The organism is Paenibacillus sp. FSL H3-0333 (assembly GCF_038002805.1).
Classification (GTDB): domain Bacteria; phylum Bacillota; class Bacilli; order Paenibacillales; family Paenibacillaceae; genus Paenibacillus_AQ; species Paenibacillus_AQ silagei.
Map to the genome: position 1 here is coordinate 6,561,246 of NZ_JBBODG010000001.1, position 13,236 is coordinate 6,574,481.

Genomic DNA, 13,236 nt, shown 5'->3' on the forward strand with positions numbered 1-13,236 from the left:
AGTATAGTATTGGCCCACACTCCGGCTAAAGGAGGGCAATGCTCGAATTCTTTCAAAATATAACGATTAATTCGAAAACACGTTAAAAAGATAAAGCCCGGAACATTGCTGTCCCGGGCTTCTGTACATAAATTATTTCTCGTAGGATAGCGAGGCTTCCTTCAGCTGCTTGAACGCCTCTTCTGGTGTAGACTTGCCGAAGCTGAGCTGGTCGCGGACAAGTACCCAGTCCTTGTCGATGAAGTTCGTCCAGCCGCCGGCTCCGGCCGACCAGGTCTGGCCATCCGGCTCCGTAGCACGGAGCAGAGCCAAGCCTACCTTATCCAGATCGCTCATGTTCGCTTCCAGCAGGGCCGCATTATCCTTGTTGGCCGGCAGACCGCGGAAGGTTTGGGTAATATTGGCCGCTTCAGCATCATTCACGAACCAGTTGATGAATTTCTTGGCTTCTTCAGCATGCTTGGAGTTCTTGGAGACCGCCATGTACATCGACGGCTTCAGCCAGCCTCCGGCCTCTTCGGCACGCGGCATGGTTACAAGTGCGTAGGCTCCTGGCTTAATGCTGTCCCAGGTTCCCAGATTGTTGGAGAAGCTGTAACGGAACAGCACCTTGCCTGCTGCGAGCAGATCCATTTGCGGATCATTTTCCTTATCGGAGGCATTCACATCCGCCGGAGGAACCAGGCCTTCCTTACGCAGCTCTTCGAATTTACGGGTCCAGTCCAGATACGTGGCTTCATCCACGTTGAAATGACCCTCATTCGTGATAACCTGCCCTTTTCCTTTGGCATACTGATACGCCGAGTACATGAAATAGTTACCTGCATAGTCGAGGGTGAAATACTGTCCCTTCGGCAGCTTGGACTTGGATTCCTTCGCTAAAGCGAAGAACTCATCCCAGGTCCAGCCGTTGGCCGGGTTCGCGATGCCCAACTTATCCATAGCCGCTTTATCATATACCATACCGAAGGCTACCGAACCGAGCGGAACAGCGTACTGCTTGCCGTCAAGCTGTCCGCCGGACAGCAGCTTCGTATCGAATTTGCTTACATCCACCTCAGGAGCGAGGTCGGCCAATTGCTGGCGGGCCATCCAGTCCGGCATCCAGCCCGGGTCAAGCTGAACCACATCAGGTGCATTGTTGGCCGCAGCCTGCGTGGATAATTTGTCCAGATAACCATCCATACCGGAATACTCCGGCTCGAAGGTTACGTTCGGATTGTTCTTCGTGTACAATTCCAGGGCCGCCAAAGTGGCTTCGTGACGCGGCTGGGAGCCCCACCACATAATCCGCAGCTTGACCGGCTCATTGGTGCTTGGCGCATCAGTTGCAGCAGCCGTCGCAGCAGCATTCGTGCTGGCAGGTGCTTCTGTAGCCCCTCCTGCATTGTTTACCTTATTCCCTCCGCCGCCGCAGGCAGCCAGTGTACCTAATATCGCTGTCATCGCCAGGACCGAAAGAGAACGCTTCCATTTCAACATCTTTAACCCTCCTGTATACATCTGTATTCTCTTGCTACATTGCTATAGTAACAATATGGAATTGAAGTTCATAGGAGAGCAATGCACGAATTCTTATAAAATCTTACGAATATGCCATCCTGCAGCTAGGCAATAAACGTTCAAAGGCTGCTCCGCTATCCTAAGATAGCGAAACAGCCCTGAGTGTCAACGCAGCATTACTTATTTCATCATACTGGCGGCAATGGCGATAAGCTCATCCTTCGTTAGCTCTGTGTTCTCCTGGCCGGCGATCACAGAATAGATAACCTTTGCACCGGGGTCAGACCAAACCAACTTATACTTATACCCCAAGTCAAGTTCCTTGTTGCCGGAGTCATCCGAAAAAATGGCCTGTCTGCCTTTGATCTCTATATTTTCCATCTTTGTATGTTCACTCCACGAGAGCGGATCAGCCGGGTTTTGGTTGTCATCCACACGCGACACACCTATTCTCACCCGAACCTCTCCCTTCTTGTATACCAGTGAGGAATACGGGTAGTCAATATTCTCCGCCTTCTCCACTCTCCAGGACAACTGGAAGTTATCTCCCAGGTCTCTCTCGTCTCCGCCTTCCAGCTCCTGCACATCCGGAACTTTTAAGAAAGAAGGCTTGATGATTGCCTCGTCCAGGGCATACCCTTCCGGCAGATACGCCGGCTGCTCCAGGACAGGAGCGTTGTGCTCCTCTACACTAGTCTTATACGCGGTATAGTCATTGAACGTGAGGGGCGGGCGATACATGTTCATACTCCCCTCTCCCTCCTCGTCTTCACGCGTAATTACATAGGTGGCATACTCTCCAGGGAGCAACAGTTCCTTCATAAGCTCTGCCCCTTTTGAATACTTCTGGTTATAGAGAATACTTAGCTTCTGGTTGGCTTCATACTCTATACCCGGCTGTGCTTCTGGAATATAAGGCTTCAAGGGTTCTTTCGCCTTCTCAATCAGCGTTCCGCCGGAAGCCGTCGCCGGAAGCGGCTGATAAGGAAGCACCTTATACTGGGCTCCGGCCCCTTGCCGGACTTCACCCGAACTCTGGGCTTCAGCTCCTTGCTGGAGTTTGCCGGAGAACTGGGTATAGCCGCCGCCCAGCAAAACCAGTGCCAGGACCGCAGCCGCCCAGCCCTTCACCGGAATCCGTTTCTGTCTCCGCCCGGTTCTGGTTTCCATTCTGCGCATTACTTTAGGTGCCTCTCCGATTGGCGGAAGGGTCTGAAGCAGGTTCTCGTCTTCTTCAGCAGACAAGGCCCCCTCAAGCCCGAGCGCCTTCATGACTGGTTCATGAACATCAACGGTGTTCCAATGTGCTGAACGGTCTCCATCCTTCAGAAACTGCTCCTCTGGAGTTAATTCACGCTTGCCCATAATTGTTTCTCCTTTCTCTCAATCGCTTTTTTAAGTTTTTCCCTGGTCCGTTCATATCTTTTGCGTACGGTAGCCGTACTCACACCCAGAATTTCACTGATTTCCGCAAATGATTTATCTTCAAAAATCCGCAGGATCAACAAGTTCCGGTCCTCCACATCCAGCTTCCTCAGAGCAGCCGAGACCGGCTCGCTGAACAGGCGGTTCTGGGCCATTTCTTCGGCGCTCTTCTCCGTAATCTTCTGCCCGAGCAGCTTCCGCAACTGCTGCTGGTATTTCTGCCGCCGCAGCTGATTCAGGCAATGATGATAAGCAATCTTGTAGAGCCATGAGGTAAAATCTGCCTGAGGCTTGTACTGCCCGATATTCTGGTAGGCCTTGATCAGGATGTCCTGTACCGCGTCTTCCGCCTCTTCCTTGTTATTCAGCAAGCGATAGCAATAGAGGTAAATCCGCTGCTGGTATAGCCTGATCACGTCCGAGTACAAGCCTCCTTCCCCGCCCTGAATCCTTCTAATCTTCTCTTCGATAGGGTCCACGATAATCTCCTTTCTGCAAATCATATAGATATAACACATGAGCCGTATGTAATGTGACAATTATCTTTTTCCGGCTCCACACCAAAAAAAGAGACCCCCAGATGAATTCTGTTGATCTCTCCGTTGCAGAACCTATGAACCTGTAAGCTTCCAAAACCGTCTGTCTGTCTACTTTATTCCAGCTCGACAGTCTGATTCAGATTCAGCCCGTCAGTGTCCTGTCCCGTCATCCGTTTGAACATGTATACTGCCTTCTCGGCCAGGTTGCCGCTCTTCCAGTATTCGGCGGCTTCGGCATGGACCTTGATCAGAATCACATCCGGGTCATCATAGCTTGTCTTCAGGAACGTATCGTACCCTGCACTCCAGAGCTCTTTCTTCTTGTTCACATCGGTTACAATCTCGGCCGTTCCACGGATGGAGACATAGGACTTATCTGCATAGACCACGTTCACCCGCGGATCATACAGAATCTCTCCGAACTTGCTCGTATCCTTCTTCGTCAGGAACCACAAGTCTCCGTCGAATTCGACCTCCTGGGTCTTCATAGGCCGGGAGACCAGCCCTTCCTCCGAGATCGTGGTAAGCATAGCCATATCAATACCTTTGATCAACTTGCGGACCGTCTCAACGGCTTCCTCGTGACTATGGTGTGTAGTTGACATCTTTACCGCCTCTTTTCTTCCAGGATAGGGAATAGGTTGTCCAAATGCATAGCATTTATTAACCAGAAGCAGCAAAGCATTACCGGATGCCGGTGAAATCCGCGAGATCAGCAGCGTACATGCTTGCGCTTGAACCCGGTCCGACCTTTGTCGACAGCCTTCATAATATTATCGTATGCGCTAATACGCTTGCTCTTCGGCTTGTCCTTGTCCACCTCGACCGGACCCACCCGCTCCGCCGTCTCGCGTGCCAGATCATGCAGCGGTGAATAGGACACGGCTACGGTATACATAAAATTGTTCATAGAGTACCGGGTACGCTCCGGGGAGTCGTGAATGATCTTACCCACAAGCTCCAGCATCCCGGCCAGCTTGTCCCGCTGGAACTCCTGATCCGGGCGGCTTCCCAGCAGCCAGCAGTAACAGCTCCAGCCTGCCGACATTCTAAGATCCTCTCCGCTCCTGATCCATTCATCGGCCACCTGCTGGGCAATATCTGCTTCAGCCAAGGTGACAGCCACCACGAAATCGGACAGCATATAGAAATAAGCCCCGTCCATCCAGCGGTTATAGTCCGCCTCTGTCATCCCGTTCGGGTCGGCAATGATCCCGGCAAAATACATCGCATCATAATTACCTGTGGCATACAGCTCCTCAGCCAGCGCCTGATTGATTCCGGTTTGCTTGAAGATCGGTTTCATGGCACCGGTAGCCACACCAAATAGCGGTTCCCGTGCGCCGTTTGCGGTATATATCTTCTTGGTCCGTTCCTTGCCAAGCGCTTCAAGCTCCTGCATGACCTGTTCTGCATTCATTGAACGTTCCTCCTTTTAGCTACCTCTCGTCCTCCGCCGGAATATCCGGCAGCAGCGGACGGCCCGCGGGGTAGGCGTTCTGATTCAGCTGGTCGCCAATCCACGCTTTGCCGTCCTCGCCGGTTTCTTTTTTCCAGATCGGGACGATTTGCTTGATCCGCTCAATCACGTATTCATTCGCTTCATAGGCAGCCTTACGGTGGGGCGAGGAGACTGCGATGACCACGGCAATATCGGTAATCTCCAGCCTGCCGATCCGGTGGGTGACTGCAACCTTCGTATCCGGCCAGCGCTCCAGCACTTCCTGCCCGATGCGCTTCAGCTGCGTTACAGCCATGGACGGGTATGCTTCATATTCAAGATACAAGGTTTTCTTCCCCTGTGTGAACTCACGCACCGTCCCAATGAATAGGGTAATCGCCCCGGCTTCTCTGCGCAGAACTTTATCGGATACCTCAGCGGGTATAATCGCGGACTCTGTGATTTCAAATAACGAATGGCCCATTCGCTCACTTCCTTTCGAGTGAAACATATAAATTTCATATTTCAAAAAAACTGCCCCAAATTGGAGCAGTCTTTTGAAAAATATAAGTTTCACCGGTTTATCCAGGGAATGTTAATTCTTCCGCAGGTTCTGAACTTCCTGTTCTGAAAGCTCGGTGAGTTTAACTATAAAATCAAAATCATGTCCCATCGCCAAGAGCCTTCGAGCAGTTTCTCTTTTTTCTCGAATTGCACCCTGAGCAATCCCCTCCGCAATCCCTTCAGCCTTAGCACCATTCATTCGTGACGCCTCATCACGCAAATACTTCATCCGGGCATCATATTCCATACGTGTAGCGGCATCTTGACTCAGGAACTCCAGCGTATCCATTGCTTTTTTCAACATCGGTTCATTCATGGTCAGCACCTCCCAGTTTGGTTGTTCAACACCCTTCAGGAATAATAACCAGTTGATCAGACCACCAGTTAATGGAACGGCCTGCTCCTCGAGCTTCGTTAATTCCATCACATGAATCTCAAGATCGTTATTAAGAGAAATTCCAGTGTGATCTTCCCGAAGATGAAACACATTATGATGACGGTCATTCGGCAGACAGGAGTAGTTCAGTATATTGATCGTCACACACTTCTTCAATTGACTGTAATCGTCGCCTTTTTGAATTTGGTGGTAATACATCTCGCTCCAGTAGAACAGCGTCCGCTTCTCCATATTGTATGGATTGAACAGCTGCATTTCGATGTTGATCCGTTTGCCCTCAGCCGTTCTTATACATTTATTATATCATGGCAGAACTACTCATTGTAGACAAAGCCAGCCCTTTTGGGCCCCATATACTGCTATTCTGTCCCCAAAGCTCTATAAAACATACAGTCAAGACAATACGCTCTCTCGTGTTACTTCGGAACGGCTGTCCGCCCCGGAGGGACGCGGCATGACAAGCTGCCGGTCTGCCGCGCTGACTACGCCGCTTCACTGCTCCGCTACTATGCTTCAAGAATGTACCGGTTCCACCGCTGCTGCCAGGCCACATCCTGCCAGAACGGATGATGCGGCGCACAGTTGGAGCATAGCGTCATGCCCCAGAAGCCCAGTGCCATCCCCTTACGCAGCGCATACTCGGCAATGAATTTCCCGACCGGGCCTTCCTCGAAGCCTGCAAGCAGCGGGGTATAGCCGACATAGCCTTCGCCGATCACCACCGGCAGGCCCGAATGTACCGCCCATTCCTGCGCTTCTTCCAGGCGCATGTCCGCTTTTTGCAGCATCGCCAGCTTGTGGGCTCCATAGCGGTCATACAGGTAGAGATCCCATAGATCAGGGTCGGCCCAATCATGCAGATAGATCAGCTTCATCCCGACCGGATTACCCTCCATCCGCCACTCCTGCCCTGCGGGCAGGGTCCATTCCCCGAAGGGCGGGGCATCTTCCCTCAGCATAGACCGGACAAAGGTATTCGGAAAAGGCACCCCCTCATCATTCAACCCCGCTGCGTCCATAAGCTCATTCAGCACGCCTTTGATATAGAGATGATAGTGAGCCACCTGTAAATTACGGGCTACATATGCCTTCGGATAAGCTTCGTTCAGCGTATAGCTGGCCGTGATCAGAACATCGGGATGCTGCCCCCGGAGATAGCCCACCGCTTCCTCGATATAAGGCTGCATGGCCGCCACCAGCCTTGGCGTATCCGCTGCGCCGATTCCCTGCACGGTACCCACGGCGGTAAGCTGCCCGAATTCTACTTCATTATGCAGCTCGGCATAAACAATTCGATCAGCGAAGCCTTCCGCCTTGATATACCGGATGAGCTGGTCCATCGACCGGGCCAGGGTCATGAACCGCTCTGCGGGAGCAATTGCAGCCAGCTCATCACGCAGTGCGGGATAGGCCAGGAAGCTGGGGCTCTGCTGATATTCCCAGGAAGACAGCATAATATAGAGTCCGTGCGCCTTGGCCTGCCTGAACAGCTCCAGCAGATGCGCATGCCCGTCCAGCTCGGCACCGCCGCGGCAGTTGTACCAGCGGGTACGCTGGCCCACTTCCCCCAGACTGCCGAAGTGCAGCGGTCCGGGGCGTTTGCCTTCCGCTGTGAATAACAGGAACGGCATGGCGCAGATCCGGATGGTGTTGTATCCTCTGTCGGCTGCCTCCCTGCATCTTGCCGCCAGATCATGATAAGGCTCGCCCGGCAAGGTCATTGTGTACCAGGAGAAATCCCACATGGTGAGAGTAAGCTTGCGGGGCAATCTGCTCAGCACTGCATCCATTCTTTTCACTCCTTAGGATTAGGTTGTATTACCGGGTCAACTACTGGCCCATTTCCAGCTCCAGCACGCTGAAGCCGTTCGGACGGCAGACGGTTAGGGTCAGCTCCGATCCAGGAGCAGCAGGCAACTTGAGGCTCAGCGTACGAACCTCTCCGGGCTGCATATCAGGAATCACCTGTACCTGTGCTGCTTCCTCTGCGCCATCTATTGACACCCTTACATAATAGCCCCGGACGGCATAGCCGGGAATATCCTTCTGGCATTTCAGGGTGACTCAAGCTCCCGTCCGTTCCGCCGCACAGGGGCATCTGCAAGCAGGAGCGGTGAAGCCACCTCACGCAAGGCTGCAAACGAAGGCTTCACCCGGTTATGTACATCCACCGAACCGTGCACCCGCTGCTTCCATCTCCCCTGCCCGTCTTCTCCCATTTGCGTGCGGTAATCATTCAGACTGAAAAAGATCAGCGCAGCAAACTGGGGATACTTGCGGTAGAGCTCTGTTTTGTGCAGAAAAATCGCTGTTCTTCTGGGATCTCCACCTTCGTACACCGGCTCGCAGAGGCCATATTCAGCCACCACCACCGGCTTATCCGGGTAATCGGCCAGCATCTGCCGGATGACCTCATCCTCATCCAGCTCGCCATGCCAGGTTCCGATATAGTCATTCCACATCAGCAGGTCCCCGGCTCCCGTAGCATCACTACGCGGATTAAGGTGGACCGTGTTGCTCACATAGTTAATCAATCGCTGTGAATCCAGCGCGTGGATTTCCTGCTTCAGCTGCTTCATGTACCGGAGGGTGGTCTCCGACTGCCCGTTCAGCTCATTCCCCATCCCCCAAGCGAAGATACACGGATGATGGGAATGATCGCGGATCATCTCCTTCGCCTGGGACAAGGCTACCGCGAAGGTGTGCTGATCCGGCTCCGCCGGCTGCTGCCAATGCGGAATTTCCTCCTGGACAAGAATGCCGTTGCGGTCACACCAGTCCAGCAGCTCATTCCCCTGTTGCCAGTGAAAACGGGTGATCACAGCGTTCGCCTCCTTGAGCCGTTCCAGCATCGCGCCAAGATCCTCCCGCTTCTCGGCCATGCCAACCGCCGGATTCGAACCCGGCATCCATTCGACACCCATCAGGCGGACCGGCTCACGGTTCAGCCATAGCTCCTGCCCTCTGACCACAATCTCACGGAACCCGAAATTGACGGTTACCTCATCATGAAGCTGTCCGCCCTCACGGATGGTGATCTGAAGCTGATAGAGATGCGGATGATCGAAATGCCATAAGTCCACCGGGAGCCACTCCATCCCTGCAAGCTGCCAGGTCCCGGATTGCGGGGGCAGGGGGCGGTGATCCTCCCATATTTGTGTACCATTCTTGAAAATAGAGGCCCCTATCGTTGCTGAAGCAGAGGGTCCGCATAGCTGTACGTCTGCCAGTAACCGGCCGGACGCCTGCTGGCCCGCTGGTCCGAACCGGACCTCCGGGGAGACGCAGATATGCTTGACGGCCGTTTGCCCGGTTACTATAAGCTGTACGGGCCGGATGATCCCCCCATCGTCCGCCCAGTCGAAGCTGCGGCCTTGCGGGAGCGCCTGAGCAGCCGGGGAATTATCCGCTTTTACCGTAATCCGGTTCTCCTTGCCATGCAGAATATGCGCGGTCACCTCCAGCTCAAAGGCAGTATACCCTGAGTTGACATGCGAACCGGCCTCGCGGCCGTTGACCCAGACCACCGCATCACGATAGACGGCTTCAAAATGCAGACGGAACCGGCTGCCGCTCCACTCCTCAGGAATGCTGAGATTATACTCATACCACCCGGCCCCCCGGTGTTCCTCCAGACCTTCCTCCACATTCCAGGTATGCAAAACCGCAACCTCCCTTGGAGCAGGCAAGCCTGTAATCTGCCATTCCTCTCGCTCTCCTATGCCTGCTGTATCTGCCTGAAAACACCAGCCTTCGTCCAGGCTTATATCATGCCGTCCTGTTGTATGCATACTCTGTTGTCCTCCCTCTGCTTAGAGATGTCCCGGTTCAAGGCATGATCGGCCATCCGTCTGTGAACTCCGGCTCCCTGATGATTGGGGTCCAGGGCAAGAGCGGAATCAAGCTCCGCTACCGCTGCTTCATGCCGGCCCAGCCCGAGAAGCCCGAGCCCCCGCATGTAGCGGCAATGTATGACATTTCGCCGGTTGAGGTCATCCTCAAACACCAGGAAATCCGGCAGCGATACGGCGAAATAGTCCAGCTTGATATCATCGAAAAGATGACGCTCGGCATAATCGATCAATATATTGAAGCGGCGCTTGGCCTCCTTCCCGTTACGGAGCTTCAACCAGGCCAGCCCCTGGTAGTAGATCATCTCCGGCGGCTGGTCATTGTAGAACATCGCACTTGCCGGCTCGGCCAGTCCTTGTGAAGCTATGGTGTAGCTGGCGACGGCTTCTTGTTCCCGCTGAAGACCTTCATAGGCTACGCCCAAATAATAATAGATATTATTCTCCTGGGCGCCTTCCAGCCTGCCTTCGCCCAGATTCAGCGGATAGACCAGCGCTTGCTCCAAGTGCTCAGCTGCTGACTTATAGTTGCCCTCTTGCAGTGCCTGCTTGCCGAGCTCGGTATGAGCGAATTTATATTGTCCGGTCACCTTACCCTCTCCTCCTTCCCAAGGATGGAAATTACGCTGAGACAGTGAAGCAATAGCATCCTGATAGCGTCCAAGATTGTTAAGAAGGGTCACATATTCCACATACAGATCATCCCGCTTCCCGACCAGCTCCCGCCGCTCTTGCAGAATCTGAAGGCGTTCCTCCGTGGACCAGGCCAGCTTCTTGCGCAGCTGATCCAGCTCATACAGAATCCGCGCATCCTGCGGCGCACAGGCAAATGCCTGCTCCAGCGAAGCTAATGCTGCCTGCGGATTACTCTGCTTATTGTAATAGGTCAGAGCCAGATTGCGGTGAACGATGGCGAAATCCCCTCTCAGATCACGTGAACGTTCCCAGCTTGCCGCCGCTTCCTCCGGCCGCTTCTTGTCATAATAGAGATTGCCGAGATAGTAATAGGCCTTATCATCCAGGGGATTCGCCCGGATAGCGCTTAACAGCCATTCAAGCTCGGACAGGGTGTTCGGAAAGCAGTGCAGCGGGGAGGCTGCTTGCCCCTGGCGGCGGGCCTCCCGTGCCTGCTCATCTTGTCCCGTACGCTCATAACATTCGCCAAGGGCATAATGCAGCATCGGGTAGACGGAGTCGGAGTCGGTGTCGGTGTCGATTTCAGATTCGGGTGTTCCGCATTTGACTGCCCTCCGCCCTACAGCAAGAGCTTCCGCATACAGCCCGCAGTCCATATAATCCGCCATAAGATTAAGGTAGTTGTGTGCGTCACCACGCATAAGACGTTCTAATTCTGTCAGCGCCTCTTCTGCCGCAGCAGGGTCCTCCAGTGCTGCAAGGGCCAGGGCCAGTTCGTTGTATGCGCCAAAATCAGCAGGATCAAGCTGCACAGTCTCACTGGCGAATCTCCTCCCCTGCTGCAGCCGGCCAAGCCTGCGCAGCAGAGCAGACTGGAGATTCCTTGCCTTATAATTACGCGTATTGCGGGTCAGCGAACGCTCCGCCAGCTCCAGCGCTTCGGCATAACGGCCTTGCTGGCAGGCTATCTGAGCGAGCGAGAAATACCCCGCAGCCTGCCAGGCTGCCGACCATACCGCTTTGTAATAAGCGGCAAAAGCCTCATCCAAGCGGTTCTGGCCGCGCAGAGCAACCCCCAGCTGATAATAGGCTTCGCTGTCATACGGGTTAGGATTACGCGAGGTTAGACGTTCAATGGCGCGGCGGAACAACGGCTCACTCTGCGCGTATTGCCCGCGGCGGAGCAGCAGCGTTCCATATGCTACATTCAGCCGGATATCCCCGCTGTCCCGCTTAAGCCCTTCCATATAATAGGCCTCCGGCTCAAAGGTGGCATGCCGGTACTGCTCCAGATGCAGGCCTGCCAGGTACAGCTCCTCTGCTGAGCGCAGCTCTTCCGGCACTGCCAGCGGCTTCGCCGCTCCAGGGATGCGCTCAATCTCCGGCCGCTTCGGCTGATAGGCGACCAGCAGCCTGCCCTCCCCGCTATGAACCGTCAGCTTGAGGTCATGCTCCTGCTCTCCATGGTTCAGCATAACCGTACGCTCTATAGCCTCTGCGGGAGACAGATCTGCAGTCTCCCGCAGATATTCGCCTGCGGCTCCGCTTAAGCTGATCACGGCCTGCTCCTGCCGTGAGGTCACGTATACCTTCACCACCGCCTGAGCCGATACTGCATCCGCCTCCAGATTGACCGCAGCGTCTACCGAGGCATTTTTCACCAGACCGATGCCCTTATACGGCATGAAATACTGGGTGAAGCTCTTCTCCTCATACGGCTGCAGCCAGGTGAAGTCAGGCTGATTATCGGTGTACACGCCTGTCATGAGTTCAATATAAGGTCCGTCTTCATCGGTCAGCTGGCGGTCCCAGGCCTGCCCGAACTCCCCGTTCCCCCAGGTCCATTGCTTCTTCCCTGGTGAGATATGATGATCAGCCACATGCAGCAGTCCCGCCTGGACGCCGTGATCATATCCGCCGACGAAATTATAATCCGACTTATAGGCCATATAGGAGGTCGGAACCGGAATATTCTTATAGCGGGAGATGTCCACGCCTTCCGAATAATCCTGTTTGTAGTAGGTACCGGTAGCAATAGGGAACCGCGATACATCCCTTTTGCCATGATCGAAGACGGCTGTGACATCAGGGGGAAAAACAGACTGCGTCTGATCATTCACCGCAACCGCCGGGTTGGCCCACCAGAGGAAGGTCTGCGCCTGCGGCGTCCGGTTATAACACTGCGCATGGACCTCCAGATAGGCTCTCCCGGGATAGAGTCTGAACGCAGCCGTAACCTTCGTCCCGTACATCCGGTCAATCTCGCTCACCCATACGGCAGCGCTTCCATCCGCAGCAGCCTCAAGCTTATAGTCAACAGGGCCGAACGTATTCGGGCGGTGATGCTGCGGCCAGTTGAACTCAATGCCCCCGGAGATCCAGGGACCTGCAAGACCGACCAGCGCAGGCTTGATGACGCGGTTATAATAGACAAAATCATAATGATTCGTCTTGTCGAGCGCCCGGTAGATCCGTCCTCCAAGCTCCGGCAGGATCTCTATCCGCAGATATTCGTTCTCCAGAGTAATCAGCTTGTACGGTCTATCCTGCTTCACATCCGAGATGCTCTCAATCACGGGATGCGGGTATACACGCCCTGAGCTTCCCTGATAGACTCTTTTCTCCAGAAACATGGGGTTCGGATCAGCGGCGCCCGCCTCATAGGTTGGTATGATCACACTGGTCTCCCGTACCTGTACCCGGTCCGCGCTGTCCGGATTGTCCCTGTTGTCTGCGTTGCCCGCATTGTACGTATTGTCCACATTGTCCACATTATCCGCATTGTCCCCATTGCCACCGTAGTCAGCGTTACCCCCGGCTGCCTCCGGCATCTTACTGCTACCTGCCTGCTTCATGCCTTCACTGCCTCCCTTAACTTGA

The 13,236-nt window shown here is 54.2% G+C and carries 10 protein-coding genes and 1 pseudogene; all 11 read right to left on the minus strand.

Annotated features, from left to right (window positions below):
* Window positions 1-132: 132 nt before the first annotated feature.
* Window positions 133-1,482, minus strand: a complete 1,350-nt coding sequence (locus tag MHH78_RS28765; RefSeq protein ID WP_076076497.1) for an ABC transporter substrate-binding protein — start codon at window positions 1,480-1,482, stop codon at window positions 133-135.
* Between the two features lie 201 nt (window positions 1,483-1,683).
* On the minus strand, window positions 1,684-2,868 hold the full coding sequence (locus MHH78_RS28770; RefSeq protein ID WP_341169662.1) for a DUF4367 domain-containing protein: 1,185 nt from the start codon (window positions 2,866-2,868) through the stop codon (window positions 1,684-1,686).
* Window positions 2,850-3,407, minus strand: coding sequence for an RNA polymerase sigma factor (locus MHH78_RS28775; RefSeq protein WP_341169663.1), 558 nt, complete (start codon window positions 3,405-3,407; stop codon window positions 2,850-2,852). Before MHH78_RS28775 ends, MHH78_RS28770 begins: the two co-directional genes overlap by 19 nt.
* Before the next feature lie 173 nt (window positions 3,408-3,580).
* Window positions 3,581-4,072, minus strand: coding sequence for a pyridoxamine 5'-phosphate oxidase family protein (locus tag MHH78_RS28780; RefSeq protein ID WP_341169664.1), 492 nt, complete (start codon window positions 4,070-4,072; stop codon window positions 3,581-3,583).
* 107 nt (window positions 4,073-4,179) lie between these two features.
* Window positions 4,180-4,887, minus strand: a complete 708-nt coding sequence (locus tag MHH78_RS28785; protein ID WP_341169665.1) for a DNA alkylation repair protein — start codon at window positions 4,885-4,887, stop codon at window positions 4,180-4,182.
* Between the two features lie 19 nt (window positions 4,888-4,906).
* Complete coding sequence (locus MHH78_RS28790) at window positions 4,907-5,392, minus strand: molybdenum cofactor biosynthesis protein MoaE (RefSeq protein WP_076076524.1); 486 nt, start codon at window positions 5,390-5,392, stop codon at window positions 4,907-4,909.
* Between the two features lie 111 nt (window positions 5,393-5,503).
* A pseudogene (locus MHH78_RS28795) lies at window positions 5,504-6,157 on the minus strand (Rpn family recombination-promoting nuclease/putative transposase); the annotation flags it as partial.
* 218 nt (window positions 6,158-6,375) lie between these two features.
* Entirely contained in the window at window positions 6,376-7,659 is a 1,284-nt protein-coding gene (locus tag MHH78_RS28800) for a cellulase-like family protein (RefSeq protein ID WP_341169666.1), read from the minus strand.
* Window positions 7,660-7,699: 40 nt separating this feature from the next.
* Window positions 7,700-7,873, minus strand: a complete 174-nt coding sequence (locus MHH78_RS28805) for a hypothetical protein (protein WP_341169667.1) — start codon at window positions 7,871-7,873, stop codon at window positions 7,700-7,702.
* A gap of 50 nt (window positions 7,874-7,923) precedes the next feature.
* Entirely contained in the window at window positions 7,924-9,660 is a 1,737-nt protein-coding gene (locus MHH78_RS28810) for a glycoside hydrolase family 2 protein (RefSeq protein ID WP_341169668.1), read from the minus strand.
* Window positions 9,633-13,211 (minus strand): DUF5107 domain-containing protein, encoded by a 3,579-nt coding sequence (locus tag MHH78_RS28815; RefSeq protein ID WP_341169669.1) that lies wholly within the window; start codon window positions 13,209-13,211, stop codon window positions 9,633-9,635. The genes MHH78_RS28810 and MHH78_RS28815 overlap by 28 nt, the downstream gene beginning before the upstream one ends.
* Window positions 13,212-13,236 lie beyond the last annotated feature (25 nt).

Excerpts from the sequence above, each read along its gene's own strand:
- MHH78_RS28780 (WP_341169664.1), bottom strand. The coding sequence starts at position 4,072 with ATGTCAACTACACACCATAGTCACGAGGAAGCCGTTGAGACGGTCCGC.
- MHH78_RS28790 (WP_076076524.1), bottom strand. The coding sequence starts at position 5,392 with ATGGGCCATTCGTTATTTGAAATCACAGAGTCCGCGATTATACCCGCT.
- MHH78_RS28770 (WP_341169662.1), bottom strand. The coding sequence starts at position 2,868 with ATGGGCAAGCGTGAATTAACTCCAGAGGAGCAGTTTCTGAAGGATGGA.
- MHH78_RS28800 (WP_341169666.1), bottom strand. The coding sequence starts at position 7,659 with ATGGATGCAGTGCTGAGCAGATTGCCCCGCAAGCTTACTCTCACCATG.
- MHH78_RS28810 (WP_341169668.1), bottom strand. The coding sequence starts at position 9,660 with ATGCATACAACAGGACGGCATGATATAAGCCTGGACGAAGGCTGGTGT.
- MHH78_RS28785 (WP_341169665.1), bottom strand. The coding sequence starts at position 4,887 with ATGAATGCAGAACAGGTCATGCAGGAGCTTGAAGCGCTTGGCAAGGAA.
- MHH78_RS28765 (WP_076076497.1), bottom strand. The coding sequence starts at position 1,482 with ATGTTGAAATGGAAGCGTTCTCTTTCGGTCCTGGCGATGACAGCGATA.
- MHH78_RS28815 (WP_341169669.1), bottom strand. The coding sequence starts at position 13,211 with ATGAAGCAGGCAGGTAGCAGTAAGATGCCGGAGGCAGCCGGGGGTAAC.